The 16,712-nt window shown below is 69.9% G+C and carries 13 protein-coding genes; 7 read left to right on the plus strand and 6 right to left on the minus strand.

The annotated features are described in order from the left end of the window. The first annotated feature begins 235 nt into the window (after positions 1 to 235). Positions 236 to 1,240, plus strand: coding sequence for a class I fructose-bisphosphate aldolase (locus MIC98_RS06005; protein ID WP_239736478.1), 1,005 nt, complete (start codon positions 236 to 238; stop codon positions 1,238 to 1,240). Positions 1,241 to 1,321: 81 nt separating this feature from the next. Here MIC98_RS06005 and MIC98_RS06010 read toward each other — a convergent pair whose 3' ends face one another. The 3 genes from MIC98_RS06010 to cysG all read right to left on the minus strand — a co-directional run bounded on the left by MIC98_RS06010 (position 1,322) and on the right by cysG (position 4,632). After that, on the minus strand, positions 1,322 to 1,903 hold the full coding sequence (locus MIC98_RS06010) for an O-acetyl-ADP-ribose deacetylase (RefSeq protein WP_239736479.1): 582 nt from the start codon (positions 1,901 to 1,903) through the stop codon (positions 1,322 to 1,324). Positions 1,904 to 2,205: 302 nt separating this feature from the next. Further along, positions 2,206 to 3,165, minus strand: coding sequence for a cysteine synthase A (gene cysK / locus MIC98_RS06015; RefSeq protein WP_239736480.1), 960 nt, complete (start codon positions 3,163 to 3,165; stop codon positions 2,206 to 2,208). A 21-nt stretch (positions 3,166 to 3,186) separates the two neighbouring features. Further along, complete coding sequence (cysG, locus tag MIC98_RS06020; RefSeq protein ID WP_239736481.1) at positions 3,187 to 4,632, minus strand: siroheme synthase CysG; 1,446 nt, start codon at positions 4,630 to 4,632, stop codon at positions 3,187 to 3,189. A 176-nt stretch (positions 4,633 to 4,808) separates the two neighbouring features. Here cysG and MIC98_RS06025 point away from each other — a divergent pair, with 176 nt between their 5' ends. From MIC98_RS06025 to MIC98_RS06040, 4 genes are all read left to right on the plus strand, one after another. Further along, the gene (locus tag MIC98_RS06025) at positions 4,809 to 5,792 is read left to right on the plus strand and encodes a LysR family transcriptional regulator (protein WP_239736482.1); all 984 of its coding nucleotides are present in this window, start codon (positions 4,809 to 4,811) and stop codon (positions 5,790 to 5,792) included. Positions 5,793 to 5,983: 191 nt separating this feature from the next. Further along, a complete protein-coding gene (locus MIC98_RS06030; RefSeq protein WP_239736483.1) occupies positions 5,984 to 6,364 on the plus strand; it encodes a DUF2946 family protein in 381 nt (126 codons plus the stop codon). Between the two features lie 74 nt (positions 6,365 to 6,438). After that, positions 6,439 to 8,499, plus strand: coding sequence for a TonB-dependent copper receptor (locus MIC98_RS06035; protein WP_239736484.1), 2,061 nt, complete (start codon positions 6,439 to 6,441; stop codon positions 8,497 to 8,499). 79 nt (positions 8,500 to 8,578) lie between these two features. Beyond that, the gene (locus MIC98_RS06040; RefSeq protein WP_239736485.1) at positions 8,579 to 9,019 is read left to right on the plus strand and encodes a BLUF domain-containing protein; all 441 of its coding nucleotides are present in this window, start codon (positions 8,579 to 8,581) and stop codon (positions 9,017 to 9,019) included. 24 nt (positions 9,020 to 9,043) lie between these two features. Here the strand turns inward: MIC98_RS06040 and MIC98_RS06045 are convergent, their stop codons facing one another. The 3 genes from MIC98_RS06045 to MIC98_RS06055 form a co-directional block, all read right to left on the minus strand. Continuing rightward, on the minus strand, positions 9,044 to 9,787 hold the full coding sequence (locus tag MIC98_RS06045; protein WP_239736486.1) for a phosphoadenylyl-sulfate reductase: 744 nt from the start codon (positions 9,785 to 9,787) through the stop codon (positions 9,044 to 9,046). Further along, positions 9,784 to 11,526: an assimilatory sulfite reductase (NADPH) hemoprotein subunit gene (gene cysI, locus MIC98_RS06050; protein WP_345772152.1), complete on the minus strand. Its 1,743-nt coding sequence runs from the start codon at positions 11,524 to 11,526 to the stop codon at positions 9,784 to 9,786. Before cysI ends, MIC98_RS06045 begins: the two co-directional genes overlap by 4 nt. A 76-nt stretch (positions 11,527 to 11,602) precedes the next feature. After that, positions 11,603 to 13,447, minus strand: coding sequence for an assimilatory sulfite reductase (NADPH) flavoprotein subunit (locus MIC98_RS06055; protein WP_239736488.1), 1,845 nt, complete (start codon positions 13,445 to 13,447; stop codon positions 11,603 to 11,605). A 192-nt stretch (positions 13,448 to 13,639) separates the two neighbouring features. On the opposite strand from MIC98_RS06055, the gene cysD reads away from it, so the two are divergent. Together cysD and cysN are read left to right on the plus strand one after the other, a co-directional pair. Continuing rightward, entirely contained in the window at positions 13,640 to 14,551 is a 912-nt protein-coding gene (gene cysD, locus MIC98_RS06060; RefSeq protein WP_239736489.1) for a sulfate adenylyltransferase subunit CysD, read from the plus strand. Beyond that, positions 14,551 to 16,431 carry a sulfate adenylyltransferase subunit CysN gene (cysN, locus tag MIC98_RS06065; RefSeq protein ID WP_239736490.1) on the plus strand — a complete coding sequence of 627 codons (1,881 nt, stop codon included), beginning with the start codon at positions 14,551 to 14,553 and terminating at the stop codon, positions 16,429 to 16,431. Before cysD ends, cysN begins: the two co-directional genes overlap by 1 nt. Positions 16,432 to 16,712 lie beyond the last annotated feature (281 nt).

Here is a 16,712-nt window from a genome sequence, read left to right on the forward strand (position 1 = left end):
AGCGCCCGACCGTTGGTCGGGCGGCTGTTTCGGTAGTGCCGGCCGCTGGCCGGCAACTGCAAGAAGGTCGAGTGCTGCGAGGTCGTCGGCCAGCGGCCGGCACTACCGGACACGCCAAGGACAAATCCTGTCCCGAACGGACAGGTTGTAAGCGTTTCCAGGCCAGCCTCACGGCTGGTCCACGACGGGTGCGGGCTATAATCCGGGTTTCTCCGCACCCCGTGACAGGAACTTCATGAGCATCGAACTGCTGGCTGAAACCGCACAGGCAATGGTCGCCCCGGGCAAGGGCATCATCGCCATCGACGAATCCACCGGCACCATTGCCAAGCGCTTTGCCAGCGTCGGCATCGAGAACACCGAAGAGAACCGCCGCGCCTACCGCGAACTGCTGCTGACCACGCCCAAGCTCAACGAGCACATCTCCGGCGCGATCCTGTACGACGAAACCATCCGCCAGAAAACCCGCGACGGCGTGCCATTCGCCAAGTACATGGCCGACCACGGCATGATCCCGGGCATCAAGGTGGACAAGGGCGCGCACCCGCTGGCCGGCTGCCCGGGCGAACTGGTCACCGAGGGTCTGGACGGCCTGCGCGAGCGCCTGCAGGGGTACTACAAGCTCGGCGCGCGCTTCGCCAAGTGGCGCGCGGTGATCAACATCGGCGAGAGCATCCCGTCGGGCACCTGCATCGAATCCAACGCCCACGCGCTGGCCCGCTACGCCGCGCTGTGCCAGGAGTGCGGCCTGGTGCCGATGGTCGAGCCGGAAGTCATCATGGACGGCGACCACGACATCGAGACCTGCTACGAAGTCACCGAAGCCACCCTGCGCTCGCTGTTCGACGCGCTGTACCAGCAGAACGTGCTGCTGGAAGGCACCATCCTGAAGGCCTCGATGGTCGTCTCCGGCAAGGACTGCGACGAGCAGGCCGACGTCGAGGAAGTGGCCGAGGCCACGGTGATGTGCCTGAAGAGCACCGTGCCGGCGATCCTGCCGGGCGTGGTGTTCCTGTCCGGCGGGCAGAGCGACGAGCAGTCCACCGCGCACCTGAACGCCATGAACCAGCTCGACAGGCTGCCGTGGCCGCTGAGCTTCTCCTACGGCCGCGCGATGCAGCAGGCCGCGCTGAAGCTGTGGGCCAAGGACATGAAGGGCAACTACGACGCCGCGCAGAAGACCGTGTACGAGCGCGCCAGGGAGAATGGCCTGGCCGCGCTGGGCAAGTGGGAAGGCTGATCGCCGACTGCCCTTGCTGATCGTGGAAACGCCGGCCTTGAGCCGGCGTTTCCATTTTCAGCGTGGGAGAAAGCCGTCGCTTCAGTGCGCGGCGGCGAATCCAGATGGCGGCATGGCCGTTGCCGGGGCAGCGCCCTGCCCGGCCACCGCCAGTGCCTGCTGGTAGGCCTTGAAGGTGGCGGTATTCCAGGCCACCAGGATGATCCGCAGCGGGCGGGCGTGGCTCCTGCGCCAGGTGACGGTCTCGGTGACGGCGATGCTGGCGGCCTGATGCAGTGGGTAGCCATAGACGCCGCAGCTGATCGCCGGGAAGGCGATCGACTCCAGCTGCATCCGTTCGGCCAGTTGCAACGAATTCCAGTAGCAGTTGGCCAGCAACGCGGCCTCGTCGCGGCCGCCGCCGTGCCAGACCGGGCCGACGGTGTGGAACACGTGGCGTGCGGGCAGTGCGTGGCCGGCGGTGGCGCGTACCTCGCCGGTGGGACAGCGCACGCCCGGGCGCAGTTCCGGCAGGCGCGCGCATTCGGCCAGCAGGCCCGGTCCGGCGGCATGGTGGATGGCGCCGTCGACGCCACCACCGCCGAGCAGGCTTTCGTTGGCGGCGTTGACGATGGCGTCCACGGCCAGGGTGGTGATGTCGCCTTGCCGGATGTCGATGTTCATGGCGCTGATCTTCCCGTGCCGTGAGGTGAGCGGAGCGTGAGGGCAGGGGCGCCCTTCGTGGGCGGCAAGTCTGTCCGCTCCGGGTCTCGGCAGCTGCGACGGAAGCCGGATGCCGGCACGTGCGGATTTCCGCACGGTGGACAGCACGAAGGCCGCGCGGGGCGGCCTTCGTACCGGGGGAGGAACATGGGATGCAGCAGAAAATGCGGGGGATGGAATAGCCGCGGGCACCGGGGATGACCGGGGCGTCCCCCGGTCTTGGTGCGGTCCGCCGGGGAATCCCCGGTGGTCGAAACCGTGGCTTACGGCAGGCCGGCCAGCCAGTCGTCGTCCGAGCCTTCGTTGACATCGGCGAACAGCGGGGTGGAGAAGTAGCGCTCGCCGGTATCGGGCAGCATCGCCAGGATCACCGTGCCGGCCGGAGCGCCGGCGGCCAGCTCCAGCGCGGTGGCGGCGGTGGCGCCGGCGGAGATGCCGACGAAGATGCCTTCCTCGGCGGCCAGCCGGCGCGAAGTCTCGATGGCGCGTTCGTCCTGCACCGAGCGCAGTTCGTCGTAGGCGGCGCGGTTGAGCACTTCCGGCACGAAGTCCGGGGTCCAGCCCTGGATCTTGTGCGGCTTCCATTCGTCGCCCTTGAGCAGCGATGCGCCGGCCGGCTCGGTGGCGACGATGCGGGTATCCGGGCGTGCGACCTTCAGCACCTCGCCCACGCCGGTGAGGGTGCCGCCGGTGCCCCAGCCGCTGACGAAGAAGTCCAGGCGCTTGCCGGCGAAGTCGCGCAGGATCTCGGCGGCGGTGGTGTTGCGGTGGTAGGCCGGGTTGGCCGGGTTGGCGAACTGGCTGGCCAGGAACCAGCCGTGCTTGTCGGCCAGTTCCTTCGCCTTCTCCACCATGCCGGTGCCGCGCGCGGCGGCCGGGGTCAGGATGACCTTGGCGCCATAGGCACGCATCGCCTTGCGGCGCTCGATCGAGAAGGTCTCGGTCATCACCGCGACGAACTTGTAGCCGCGCGCGGCGGCGACCATCGCCAGCGCCACGCCGGTGTTGCCGGAGGTGGCCTCGACGATGGTGTCGCCGGGCTTGATCAGGCCGCGCTGCTCGGCGTCGAGCACGATCGCCAGCGCCAGGCGGTCCTTGACCGAGCTGCCGGGGTTGAAGGACTCGGCCTTGACGTACACGTCCACGCCGGCCGGCGCCAGCCGGTTGAGCTTGATGATCGGGGTATTGCCGATGGTGTCGAGGATGCTGTTGTAGATGGCCATGAGGTTCTCCTGGGGATGGGATCAGGCGGCGTCGGCCAGTGTCGGCGTCGTCGTGGGTGCGGAAAGTGAGGGGGCGGCCGCGTGCAGCGGGGCGTCGCCGAACCAGTGCAGCTCGTCGGCCAGCGCGGCCACGTCGCCGACGACCAGCAGCGCCGGTGATTGCACCCGGTGGCGTTCGGCCGCCTCGGCCAGTTGCCGCAGCTGCCCGGTGACCACGCGCTGCTCTGCGCGCGAACCGTTTTCCACCAGTGCGAACGGCGTAGCGGCGGGCAGGCCGGCGTCGAGCAACTGCGTGCGGATCTGCGCCAGCGCGGCCACGCCCATGTAGAACACCAGCGTCTGCCGCGGCGCGGCCAGCGCCGGCCAGTCCAGCGTGTCCAGCGAATCCCTGCAGTGCGCGGTGACCAGCCGCAGTTGCTGGGCGTGGTCGCGGTGGGTGAGCGGGATGCCGGCGTGGGCGGCACAGGCCAGCGCGGCGGTGATGCCGGGCACCACTTCATAGGGGATGCCGTGGGCACGCAGGAACTGCAGTTCCTCGCCGCCGCGGCCGAACACGAAGGCGTCGCCGCCCTTGAGCCGCACCACGCGCCTGCCGGCGCGGGCGTGCTCCAGCATCAGCGCATGGATGTGTTCTTGCCGGGTGCTGTGGCCGCGCGCGGACTTGCCCACTTCGATGCGCTCGGCGTCGCGCCGTGCCAGTTGCAGCACCTCGGCGCTGACCAGCCGGTCGTGCAGGATCACGTCGGCCTGGTTCAGCGCGCGCAGCGCGCCCAGCGTCAGCAGGCCGGGGTCGCCGGAACCGGCGCCGACCAGCACCACCGAGCCGGCGGCGGCAGGGGCTTCGCCGGCCAGTGCGTGGCGCAGCGCGTCTTCCGCCGCGGCGCGCTGGCCGCGGCGCAGCAGGCCCGGCAGTGGGCCTTCGAGCAGGCGATCGAAGAAGCGGCGGCGCGTGGCGGTATCGGGGAAGCGGGCGCGGATGTGCGCGCGCTTGCGGCCGAGCAGCTCGGTCAGCCGGCCCCAGCTGTCGTCGAACAGTTCCTCGATGCGGCGGCGCACGTGGCGCGCCACCATCGGCGCGCCGCCACCGCTGGAAATGGCGATCTGCAGCGGCCCGCGTTCGACCACCGCCGGCAGGTGGAAGCGCGACAGCTGGGCGTCGTCGACCACGTTCACGAACAGCCGCCGTTCCCCGGCGGCGCTGGCGGTGGCCTGGTTGACCGCGACGTCGTCGGTGGCGGCGACCACCAGCCAGATGTCCTCGGCCAGCCAGTCGGGGGTGAAGCGCCCGGGCAGCCATTCGATGCGCCCGGCGTCGGCCAGCGCGCGCAGCGATGGTGCCAGTTCCGGTGCGCCCACCCGCGGCCGCGCGCCGGCATGCAGCAGCGCCTCGACCTTGCGTGCGGCCACCGCCCCCCCGCCGACCACCAGTACGGCGCGGCCGTTCAGATCGGCGAACAACGGAAACAAGGGGGCGTTCAAGGCGGCAAGGGAAGGGTAGGTGGAAGGGACGATGACCGTAGCCCCGCACCGGAACGCCCGGAAATGACTTGCGCCGCCATTCAGATTCCTTTCGGTTATAAGTGGTGGGGGCAATCTGGCCTACATTCATCATCCTTTCCGAGCGGCGCTTCCCCGACCCTGCGATGACCCTCACCCAACTGCGCTACCTGGTCGCCATTGCCGACGCCGAGCTGAACATCACGCTGGCGGCGACCCGCGTGCACGCCACCCAGCCGGGGCTGTCCAAGCAGCTCAAGCAGCTGGAGGACGAGTTGGGTTTCCTGCTGTTCGTGCGCAAGGGCCGCAGCCTGGAATCGGTGACCCCGGCCGGCGAGGAAGTCATCGGCCGCGCCCGCGCGGTGCTGGCCGAGGCCAACAACATCCGCACCTATGCCGCCAACCAGCGCCGCGAGAGCCACGGCCAGCTGGTGCTGACCACCACCCACACCCAGGCGCGCTTCGTGCTGCCGCCGGCGGTGGCGCGGATCAAGCAGGCCTACCCGCAGGTCAGCGTGCACCTGCAGCAGGCCGCCGAAAGCGACGCGCTGGACCTGCTCGGCCAGGGCGACGCCGACATGGCCATCGTCAGCACCGCCGGCAGCGAGCCGACCACCGGCATCGCCGTGCCGCTGTACCGCTGGCGGCGGCTGGTGGTGGTGCCCAAGGGCCACCCGCTCGACCGTGCCGGCAAGGTGCCGGACATGGCCGCGCTGGCCGCGCATCCGCTTATCAGCTACGAATCCTCCACCCGTCCCAACTCCTCGTTGCGCCGCGCCTTCGCCGCCAAGCGGCTGGAACCGGACCTGGCCCTGACCGCGCTCGACGCCGACCTGATAAAGACCTACGTGCGCACCGGTCTGGGCGTGGGCCTGCTGGCGGAAATGGCGGTCAACAGCAACGATGCCGACCTGCGCGCATGGCCGGCGCCGGACGCGGTGCCCGAGTGCATCGCCTGGGCGGTGCTGCCGCGCGAGCGCGTGCTGCGCGACTACGCGTTGGAACTGGTGCACGTGCTCGCCCCGCAGATCGACAAGCGCGACCTGCGCCGGGTACTTGACGGAAATCAAGAAGCCGGCTGGCCGCCGCCGCCGAGCTGGGAAGAACTGACCCAGACCATCACCAGTTGAAGCCAGCAACGACTGGAAGAAAAAGCTGTGGATTGAAGCGCTTGCGCGATGTCCTTGCTTCTTCCTTCCCTCGTTCCCCGTTCCTCTCCATTCGTTCCTCGCCGCCCACTGCGGCGATGTGTCGCACGTGGGTGAATGGAGCGGCAGCTTAAAATCGCGGCGTGATCCGTTCACTGCCCCTGCACCGTTGGATGTCCCGGCTCGCCGTGGTGGCGACGCTGCTGATGCTGCTTGCGCCGCTGGTCAGCCGCGCGCTGCAGGCGCAACCGGTGGCGATGGCCGTGGTGATGGCCGAACACCTGTCGCATGCAATGCCGGGCATGGATCACGCCGGCCACGCGCCGTCGATGCCGGAGCATGGGCACGATGCGCCCGCCGGCCCCCACGCCAACCACGCCGAAGCCTGCGAATACTGCGTGCTGGCCATGCGCCTGCTGCCGTGGATGGCGCTGCTGCTGGTGCTGGCGCCGCTACCGTACCGGCTGGCACCGTTTTCGCCGCGCCGGGTCGATGTTCCCGCCAGCCTGCGCTGGTCCGCGCACCTGGCCCGCGGGCCGCCGCGTTTCTCCTGACGACACCCCCCTTTTTTTGCCGCGTGACCTGCGCCCCCGATGGCGTGGCGCGGCTGTGTCCCACGGAGAATCCCATGTTGCCCGCTTCCCCCCGCAAGCCGGTCGTACCGGCGTGCCTGTCCTCCTGCCTGTTGCTTGCCCTGTTCCCGGCCGCGGCCCATGCCGACGCGCCGGGTTCCCCGATCACCCTGGAAACGGTGGTCGTCACCGCCAGCGCGCCGTCCTCGCCGCTGCAATGGGTCACCGACCCGAGCCTGCCGCGGCAGCCGGTGCCGGCCAGCGACGGCGCCGACTACCTGAAGACCGTCCCTGGCTTTTCCGCGATCCGCAACGGCGGCACCAATGGCGACCCGGTGCTGCGCGGCATGTCCGGTTCGCGCCTGAACATCCTCACCAACGACGGCAACCTGATGGGCGCCTGCCCGTCGCGGATGGACAATCCGCTGTCCTACGTCGCCCCGGAAACCTTCGACCGGCTCACCGTCATCAAGGGCCCGCAGAGCGTGCGCTGGGGCGCCGGTGCCTCGGCCGGCACGGTGCGCTTCGAGCGCGACACCCCGCGTTTCAGCGCGCCGGGCATGGAGCTGGAAGCCAGCGCGCTGGCCGGCTCCAACAACCGCAACGACCAGGTGCTCGACGCCACCTTCGGCAGCGCCCCCGGCTATGTGCGGGTGAACGGCAACCGTTCCGAATCCGACGACTACCGCGACGGCAACGGCGACGTGGTGCCCTCGCGCTGGCGCAAGTGGAACGCCGACGCCGCCATCGGCTGGACGCCCGACGCCGACACCGTGCTGGAGCTGAGCGCCGGCACCGGCGATGCGCTGGCCCGCTATGCCGGCCGCGGCATGGATGGCGCGGCGTTCAAGCGCAGCAGCTACGGCCTGCGCTTCGAGCGCGGCAACCTGCCCGGCGCGTGGGACAAGCTGCAGGCCAACCTGTACGCCAACACCGCCGACCACGTGATGGACAACTACAGCCTGCGCGAGCCCAACCCGCACGGCAGCATGCCGATGGCGATGGCCTCGAACGTGGAGCGGCGCACCCGCGGCGGACGCATCGCCGCGGAATGGCGCTGGCAGGACGTGGCCGTCGTCGCCGGCATCGACGCGCAGGACAGCCGCCACCGCAAGCGCAGTGGCATGCGCGGGATGTGGCAGCAGAAGGCGTGGACGCGCGATGCCGATCTCGACAACCGCGGCGTGTTCGCCGAACTGACCCTGGGCGAAGAGCGCCCGGCGCGCTGGATCGGTGGCCTGCGCATCGACCATGCCGAAGCCACCGACCTGCGCCAGACCAGCGGCATGATGGCCATGCCCAACCCGACCGCCGGCCGGACCCGCAGCGAAGACCTCGGCAGCGGCTTCCTGCGCTACGAGCGCGACCACGGCAAGGACTGGACCTGGTACGCCGGCCTCGGCCATGCCGAACGCATGCCCGACTACTGGGAACTGTTCTCCGCCGACGCCGGCCCGGCCGGCGCCGCCAACGCCTTCGCCGGGGTGAAGCCGGAGAAGACCACGCAGCTGGACGTCGGCGCGCAGTTCCGCGGCAAGCGCGGCAGCGCCTGGGTGTCGGCCTATGCCGGCTACGTGCGGGACTACATCCTGTTCACCTATTCCAGCGGCGGCATGATGGGCGACAGCACCCGCGCGGCCAATGTCGATGCGCGCATCGCCGGTGCCGAGGCCGGCGTGGAATGGCGCCTGCAGGAGGCATGGAAGCTGGGCGGCACGCTGGCCTGGGCGTGGGGCGAGAACCGCAGCGATGGCGGCGCGATGCCGCAGATCCCGCCGCTGGAAGCGCGCCTGAGCGCGGCCTACGAACGCGAACGCTGGTCGGCCGGCGCGCTGCTGCGCGTGGTGGCCCGGCAGGACCGGGTGGCGCTGGACGCGGGCAACGTCGTCGCCCGCGACCTCGGCCCCACCGCCGGCTTCGCCACCTTCGCGCTCAACGCCGCCTACCGCATCAACGACCACCTGCGTGCCAGTGCCGGCGTCGACAACCTGTTCGACCGCGCCTATGCCGAGCACCTGAACCTGGCCGGCAGCGCCGACTTCGGCTTCCCCGCCGACCCGGTGCGGATCAATGAGCCCGGCCGCACGTTGTGGTTGAAGCTGGACTACCGCTACTGACGCGGCTCCTCCCGCTGCCGGTCGGCTGGCAGCGGGACGCCTGTGGCATGCTTGGCCGGTCCGGTCGGAGAGAATGCAGATGACGCAGTATGCGGTGGCCTACGTCAGTGTCGCCGTGGCCAGCTTGACGCCCGCCGACCTGGACCACCTGCTGGTCGATGCCCGGGCGCACAATCGCCTGGAGGGCGTCACCGGCGTGCTGCTCCACGACGAGCACCGCTTCTTCCAGTATTTCGAAGGCCCGCAGGACGGTGTGGCGCGCATCTACGCGCGCATCTGCGCCTCGCGCATGCACGTGGGGCTGGAGGAACTGCGGAACGGCCCGGTGGAACGGCTGTATTTCACCCGCTGGCACATGGGCTGCAGCCACACCGAGGGCAGCGTGCTGCAGGAATTGAGCAGCCGGCAGTGGCGGCAGGAAGCCGGCTACCTGCGCGAGGACGTGGCCCTGGCCGGCAACCCGCCCGGCCTGCGCGAATTGCTCGCGTTCTGGGAACGACAGCAAGCGATGGATGATTGACCCGCTGGCGTTGCCGCCGGCCGCTCAGATTTCCTCGTGCAACCCGCACTCGCGCTTCAGGCCGAAGAAACGGGTGTCCTCCTCGCGCATGCCCGGCTCCCAGCGGCGGGTGGTGTGGGTGTCGCCGATGGAGACGTAGCCCTGCTCCCACAGCGGGTGGTAGGGCAGGTCATGCTGCTTGAGGTACTTCCACACGTCGCGGTCGTTCCAGTCGGCGATCGGGTTGAACTTCCAGCGCTCGCCGCGCTTCTGCAGGATCGGCGTGCCGGCGCGGCTGGCCGACTGGCCGCGGCGCAGGCCGGTGAACCAGGTGCCGGCGTGCAGTTCCTCCAGCGCGCGCTTCATCGGCTCGACCTTGCGCAGGTTGTTGTACTGCTCGATGCCGACCAGTCCCTGCTCCCACAGGCGGCCGTGGCGCGCCTCCATCCAGGCGCGGCTGACCAGCGGGCGGTAGACCTTCAGGTTCAGGCCGAGCCGGCCGGTCAGTTCGTCGGCGAAGCGGTAGGTTTCCGGGAACAGGTAGCCGGTGTCGACCAGGATCACCGGGATGTCCGCGCGCTGGCGGGTCAGCAGGTGCAGGGTCACGGCCGATTGCGCGCCGAAACTGGAGGACAGCACGTGGGTGCCGGGCAGGTGCCGCAACGCCCAGTCCACGCGCTGGCCGGCGTCCATCGTTTCCAGCTGCGCGTTGGGCCCGGCCAGGTCGTCGGGCAGCGCGGCGGTTTCGGTATCGGCGGCGGCGAAGGAGGAAACGGACAGGGCGCTCATGCGTGCAGTTCCAGTGCAACCTGGCGGTTGGTGGGGTAGGGCGGCAGTTCGACGATGCCGGCGCGGTGCAGGAAGTCGCCGAAGCGTTCGTCGGTTTCGCGCTCGGCGGCATAGCGCCCCAGCAGCGGGTCGAGCGCTTCGAGGATCTGCGGCTCGGTGATGTTTTCGCGGTACAGCGTGTTCATGCGCATGCCGCGGTGGTCGCCGCCGAGGAACAGGTTGTAGCGGCCCACCGCCTTGCCGACCAGCGCGATCTCGGCCAGGTAGGGCCGCGAGCAGCCGTTGGGGCAGCCGGAGATGCGCAGCAGGATCGGCGCCTCGCGCAGGCCATGCTTGTCCAGCAGCGGTTCCAGCGCGGCGAGGAAGCCGGGCAGGTAGCGCTCGGCCTCGGCCATCGCCAGCGCGCAGGTGGGCAGGGCCACGCAGGACACGGCGCTGCGTGCGATCGCGGTGGGCGCGTTGTTCTCGCGGTCCAGCCCGTGCTGCGCCACCAGTGCGTCGATCCGCGCGCGCTGCGCGGCCGGCACGCCGGCGATGATGACGTTCTGGTTGCAGGTCATGCGGAACTCGCCTTCGTGCACTTTGGCGATCTCGCGCAGGCCGGTCAGCAGCGGGCGGCCGGGGGTGTCGGCGATGCGCCCGCTGGGCAGCGACAGGGTCAGGTGCCACAGGCCGTTCTCGCCCTCGACCCAGCCGAAGCGGTCGCCGTTGTGCTCGAAATGGAACGGCCGCGCCGGTTGCAGGGTGAAGCCGGCGCGCGCTTCCATCATCGCCACGATCCTGTCCGAGCCGTGGTCGTCGATGGTGTACTTGAAGCGCGCGTGCTTGCGGTCCTCGCGGTCGCCGAGGTCGCGTTGCACCGTCACCGCTGCCTCGGCGATGGCGAATACCTGTTCCGGGGTGACGAAGCCGATCACGTTGCCGACGCGCGGGTAGTGCGCGGCGATGCCGTGGCTGGCGCCCATGCTGCCGCCGATGGCGACGTTGAAGCCGGCGAGCTGGCCGGCGTCGTCGACGATGGCCACCAGCCCGAGGTCGTTGGCGAACACGTCCACGTCGTTGTACGGCGGCACCGCCACGGCGATCTTGAACTTGCGCGGCAGGTAGGCGTCGCCGTAGATCGGCTCGTGCTCGACGCCGCTCTCGGCGACCTTCTCCTCGTCCAGCCAGATTTCGTAGTAGGCGCGGGTGGCCGGCTTGAAGTGCAGCGACAGCCGCTGCGCCCAGTCATGCACCTGCGCATGAAGCGCCGACTGCAACGGGTTGCTGGCGCCGAGCACGTTGCGGTTGACGTCGCCGCAGGCGGAAATGGTGTCCATTGCCGCGGCGTTGATCGCCTGCATCGTCGCCTTCAGCTCGCGCTTGATGACGCCGTGGATCTGGAAGGTCTGCCGCGTGGTCACACGCAGCGAATGGCTGGCGTAGGTGGTGGCGATCTCGTCGAGCCCGAGCCATTGCGCGGGCGTGAACACGCCGCCCGGCGCGCGGATGCGGATCATGAACTGGTGCGCCGGTTCCAGCTTCTGCCGGCGGCGCTCGTCGCGCAGGTCGCGGTCGTCCTGCTGGTAGCTGCCGTGGAACTTGATGGTGCGCTGGTCCTCGAAGTTCAGCGAGCCGGTGGTGGCGTCGAGCAGCCCTTCGGCGAGGGTGCCGCGCAGGCGGTGGCTGTTGATCTTGATGTCTTCGACGGAGGGGTGGCTCATGGTCTTTGGCTGTCTGCGTTTTTCGTAGGAGCGCACCTTGGTGCGCGATGAAGCTTTCCCGGTGAAGCCCCTCGCGCACCAAGGTGCGCTCCTACGGGGAATCTGGAGGGGGTCAGTAGACGTCGCGGGCGTAGCGGCCTTCGCGCTGCAGGCTGGACAGGTACTCGGTCGCCGCCTCGGCGTCGCCGCCGTTGTGGCTGGCGACGATCTCCAGCAGCGCGGCGTGCACGTCCTTGCCCATGCCGATGGCACCGCACACGTAGAAGTGCGCGCCGTTCTGCAGCCAGTCGTACAGTTCGCGGCCCTGCTCGCGCAGGCGGTGCTGCACGTAGATCTTCTCGGCCTGGTCGCGGGAGAAGGCCAGGTCGAGGCGGTGCAGTTCCTTTTTCTGCAGGGCTTCCTGCCACTCGACCTGATAGAGGAACTCGCTGTTGAAGTGGCGCGCGCCGAAGAACAGCCAGTTGCGGCCCGCCGCGCCGCTTTCGGCGCGCTCCTGCACGAAGCCGCGGAACGGCGCCACGCCGGTGCCGGGGCCGACCATGATGATGTCGCGGCTGGCGTCGGCCGGCACCCGGAAGCGTTCGTTCGGTTCGACGAACACCGGCACCGGCGCGCCTTCTTCCAGTGCGGCGAGGAAACCGCTGGCGGCGCCGAGGTGGTCGCGGCCGTGCGCGGCGTAGGCCAGCTCGTCCACGGTCAGGTGCACTTCCTCGCCCACGCGCTTGCGGCTGGAGGCGATGGAATACAGGCGGTGCGCGGCCGGGCGCAGCGCCGCCACCAGCGCGGCGGCGTCCCAGTCGGCCGGCCAGCGCTGCAGCACGTCGACCAGCTGGTGGTCGCCGAACACGGCAGCCAGCTCGCCGGCGCGCGCCGGTTCCAGCAGCGCGGCCAGCTCGGCGTTGCCGCCGCGCTCGGCCACGGTGGCCAGCAGCGGGCGCGAGATGCGGGTCAGTTCGCGGTGTTCGGCCAGCCATTGCGCCAGCGGCCGCGCGTGGCCATCGTGCTCGACCGTGGCGTCGCCATCCAGCCCGGTGGCGGCGAGGATGGAATCGACCAGCCGCGGCGGGTTGCGGTGGATGATGCCCAGCGCATCGCCCGGTTCGTACTGCAGGCCGCTGCCTTCCAGCGACAGCTCGAGGTGGTGCACGCGCTTGTCGATGCCGGCCTGCACGGCGAACGCCGGGCCCTTGAAGTCGCGGCCGCTGACCAGTTGCCGCGACAGCAGCTCGGCGTTGAACGGATGCTGCGCGCTCCACGCGCTGGCCTGGCCGTGGCGCAGCGGGGTGACGTTGCTGGCGGCGGGCACGGCGGCGTTGCCCAGCGTCTCGCGGGCGTCGGCCACTGCCTTGGCGCGCCACGGCGTGGCCACGGTGTCGATGTCGAGGTCGGCCTCGCCCAGCGCCTGCAGGCGCTGGGCGCCGAGTTCGGCCAGCCGCGCGTCCAGCTTGCGGCCGATGCCGCAGAAATCGGCGTAGCTGGAATCGCCCAGGCCCAGCACCGCGTATTTCAGCTCCGGCAGCTTGGGCGCGCGCCGGCCGTTGAGGAACTCGACGAAGCCGATGGCGTCGTCCGGCGGGTCGCCTTCGCCCTGGGTGCTGATGACGACGTAGAGCAGGCGCTCGCCGGCCAGCTCGCGGGTCGGGTAGGCATCGGCGCGCAGCAGGCGCACCGACAGGCCGGCGGCTTCGCTCTCGGCGGCCAGCTGTTCGGCGCTGCGGCGCGCGTTGCCGGTCTGGCTGCCGTAGACGATGGTCAGCCGCCCGGCGGCCTGCGCGGCCGGCTGGGCGGGCTGGACCAGCGCCAGCGACGGCGGCGGGTGGCCCTGCGCCAGCCCGGCGGCGAAGCCGGACAGCCACCACAGGCTGTTGCCGTCCAGGCCGTCCACCAGGCGCGTCAGCAGGACCCGGCGGTCTTCGGGCAGGGGGCTGGGTGGCACGGTGGCAGCGGCGGCGGTCATGTCCTGTCCGGTCTGGAGGTGGATGGCCGATGCTAGGCAGCCGTCGCGCGTGGCGGAAAGGATGGACGGTTATCGCTTCATGCCATGCGTTTATTTCTTCCGCCGCCGGCCAATGCCCACACTGGCCGCCCTGCCGGGGAGCTGCCCGGCCGCACTGCTATCCTTTCTCCCTTCGTATAGATCGCCTCTGCAATGACCGTTACCGCCTCGCTGTCGCACCTGGACCGGCTGGAAGCCGAGAGCATCCACATCCTGCGCGAGGTCGCGGCCGGCTTCGCCAACCCGGTGCTGCTGTATTCGGTGGGCAAGGACAGCTCGGTGCTGCTGCACCTGCTGCTCAAGGCGTTCGCGCCGGGGGTGCCGCCGATCCCGCTGCTGCACGTGGACACGCGCTGGAAGTTCCGCGAGATGATCGCCTTCCGCGACCGCCGCGCCGCCGAGACCGGCGTGGACCTGCGCGTGCACATCAACCCGGACGGCATCGCCCGGGACATCGGCCCGGTCACCCACGGCGCATCCGTGCACACCGACGTGATGAAGACCCAGGGCTTGAAGCAGGCGCTGGACAAGTGGAAGTTCGACGCGGCCATCGGCGGCGCGCGCCGCGACGAGGAGAAGTCGCGGGCCAAGGAGCGGGTGTTCTCGTTCCGCAACGACCGCCACCGTTGGGACCCGAAGAACCAGCGCCCGGAGTTGTGGAACCTTTACAACGCCCGCATCCACGCCGGCGAGAGCGTGCGCGCCTTCCCGCTGTCCAACTGGACCGAGCTGGACATCTGGCTCTACATCTACCGCGAGAACATCCCGGTGGTGCCGTTGTATCTGGCCGCCGAGCGCCCGGTGGTCGAGCGCGACGGCAGCCTGATCATGGTCGACGACGAACGCCTGCCGCTGCGCCCGGGCGAAGTACCGCAGCTGCGCAAGGTGCGCTTCCGCACGCTGGGCTGCTACCCGCTGACCGGCGCCATCGAATCGGAAGCCGACACGCTGGAGAAGATCATCGCCGAGATGCTGGTGTCCACCAGTTCCGAGCGGCAGGGCCGGCTGATCGACCACGACCAGTCCGCCTCGATGGAGAAGAAGAAGCTGGAGGGCTATTTCTGATGAACGCGGTCGCCACGTCTTCCGACATCTCCACCTACCTGCAGCAACACGAATCCAAACCGCTGCTGCGCTTCATCACCTGCGGCAGCGTCGACGACGGCAAGAGCACGCTGATCGGGCGGCTGCTGTACGAGAGCAAGCGCCTGTTCGACGACCAGCTGGCCGCGCTGGAGGCCGACAGCCGCCGCCACGGTACCCAGGGCGAGCGCATCGACTACGCACTGCTGCTGGACGGGCTGGCCGCCGAGCGCGAGCAGGGCATCACCATCGACGTGGCCTACCGCTACTTCGACACCGACCGCCGCAAGTACATCGTCGCCGACTGCCCTGGCCACGAGCAGTACACCCGCAACATGGCCACCGGCGCCTCCACCGCCGACCTGGCGGTGGTGCTGGTGGACGCGCGCAAGGGCCTGCTGCAGCAGACCCGCCGCCACAGCTACATCATCTCGCTGCTGGGCATCGGCCAGGTGGTGCTGGCGGTCAACAAGATGGACCTGGTCGATTACGACCAGGGCGTGTTCGAGCGCATCGCCGATGAATACCGCGCGCTGGCCGCGCAGCTGGGCATCGCCCACGTGCAGGTCATCCCGCTGTCGGCGCTGGAAGGCGACAACCTGTTGCAGCCTTCGCCCAATACGCCGTGGTACCAAGGCCCGGCGCTGCTGCAGCACCTGGAAAGCGTGCAGATCGACGCCACCGGCGCGGCCACCGGCATGCGCCTGCCGGTGCAGTGGGTGAACCGCCCCAATCTGGATTTCCGCGGTTTCGCCGGCACCCTGGCCGCCGGCGAAGTGCGCCCCGGCGACGCGGTGGTGGCATTGCCCTCGGGCCGCCGCAGCACCGTGGCGCGCGTGCTCGACGCCAATGGCGACGTCGTCGTGGCCCGCGCCGGGCAGGCGGTGACGCTGACCCTGGCTGACGAGATCGACATCAGCCGCGGCGATGTCATCGCCGCCGCCGGCGACCCGCCGGAAGTGGCCGACCAGTTCGCCGCGCACGTGCTGTGGATGGACGACGCCGCGCTGCTGCCCGGCCGCCCGTACTGGTTGCAGATCGGCAGCCGCACCGTGGCCGCCAGCATCAGCGAAATCAAGCACCGCATCGACGTCAACACGCAGGACAAGCTGGCGGCCAAACGGCTGGAGCTGAACGAGGTCGGCTACTGCAACCTGTCGCTGGACGAGCCCATCGCCTTCGAGCCGTACGCCGTCAACCATGCGCTGGGCGGCTTCATCCTGATCGACCGCCAGAGCAACGCCACCGTCGCCGCCGGCACCCTGGACTTCGCCCTGCGCCGCGCCGGCAACGTGCACTGGCAGCACCTGGACGTGGACAAGGCCGCGCGCGCGCGGATCAAGGGGCAGGCGCCGAAGGTGCTGTGGTTCACCGGGCTGTCCGGCGCCGGCAAGTCCACCATCGCCAACCTGGTGGAAAAGCGCCTGCACGCGCGCGGCTGCCATACATTCATCCTCGACGGCGACAACGTCCGCCACGGCCTGAACCGCGACCTCGGCTTCACCGACGAGGACCGGGTGGAGAACATCCGCCGCGTCGCCGAGGTGGCGCGGTTGATGGCCGACGCCGGGCTGATCGTGCTGGTCAGCTTCATCTCCCCGTTCCGCGCCGAGCGACAGATGGCGCGCGAGCGCTTCGCCGAAGGCGAGTTCATCGAGGTGTTCGTCGACGTGCCGCTGGAGGTGGCCGAATCGCGCGACGTCAAGGGCCTGTACCGCAAGGCACGCGCCGGGCAGATCCCCAACTTCACCGGCATCGATTCGCCCTACGAGGCCCCGGAGAACCCGGAGCTGCACCTGTACGCCGATGGCGAGGCGCTGGACGCGATGGTCGACCAGGTAGTGCGGCTGGTGCTGCGCTGAGGCCTTGAAAGCCCCTCTCCCCCCGGGAGAGGGGTTGGGGTGAGGGGCAAACGGAGTCCAGAGGGTTCACCGTCACTGACGACGTTCGCCCCGCATCCACTCCTGCGGGGCATCTTCCGCCGACGTCGGTACTCCCGTATCCCGGGCGTCGGGGGTGTAACCCCGACCTACGGCACCTCACCCCGGTGGCGCTCGACCGTTGGCCGGGTGGCGGCGCGCAGCGCCGTGGGGCTTGCCGCGAACCGGCCGAGAGTGCCGACCAACGGTCGGCTCTCGCCGGG

This window comes from Stenotrophomonas sp. NLF4-10 (genome assembly GCF_022359915.1).
Classification (GTDB): domain Bacteria; phylum Pseudomonadota; class Gammaproteobacteria; order Xanthomonadales; family Xanthomonadaceae; genus Stenotrophomonas; species Stenotrophomonas daejeonensis.

What these genes read in the sequence shown, in the direction of transcription:
- MIC98_RS06005 (WP_239736478.1), top strand. Translation starts at nt 236, where the DNA reads ATGAGCATCGAACTGCTGGCTGAAACCGCACAGGCAATGGTCGCCCCG.
- MIC98_RS06010 (WP_239736479.1), bottom strand. Translation starts at nt 1,903, where the DNA reads ATGAACATCGACATCCGGCAAGGCGACATCACCACCCTGGCCGTGGAC.
- cysK (WP_239736480.1), bottom strand. Translation starts at nt 3,165, where the DNA reads ATGGCCATCTACAACAGCATCCTCGACACCATCGGCAATACCCCGATC.
- MIC98_RS06025 (WP_239736482.1), top strand. Translation starts at nt 4,809, where the DNA reads ATGACCCTCACCCAACTGCGCTACCTGGTCGCCATTGCCGACGCCGAG.
- MIC98_RS06030 (WP_239736483.1), top strand. Translation starts at nt 5,984, where the DNA reads ATGTCCCGGCTCGCCGTGGTGGCGACGCTGCTGATGCTGCTTGCGCCG.
- MIC98_RS06035 (WP_239736484.1), top strand. Translation starts at nt 6,439, where the DNA reads ATGTTGCCCGCTTCCCCCCGCAAGCCGGTCGTACCGGCGTGCCTGTCC.
- MIC98_RS06040 (WP_239736485.1), top strand. Translation starts at nt 8,579, where the DNA reads ATGACGCAGTATGCGGTGGCCTACGTCAGTGTCGCCGTGGCCAGCTTG.
- MIC98_RS06045 (WP_239736486.1), bottom strand. Translation starts at nt 9,787, where the DNA reads ATGAGCGCCCTGTCCGTTTCCTCCTTCGCCGCCGCCGATACCGAAACC.
- MIC98_RS06055 (WP_239736488.1), bottom strand. Translation starts at nt 13,447, where the DNA reads ATGACCGCCGCCGCTGCCACCGTGCCACCCAGCCCCCTGCCCGAAGAC.
- cysD (WP_239736489.1), top strand. Translation starts at nt 13,640, where the DNA reads ATGACCGTTACCGCCTCGCTGTCGCACCTGGACCGGCTGGAAGCCGAG.
- cysN (WP_239736490.1), top strand. Translation starts at nt 14,551, where the DNA reads ATGAACGCGGTCGCCACGTCTTCCGACATCTCCACCTACCTGCAGCAA.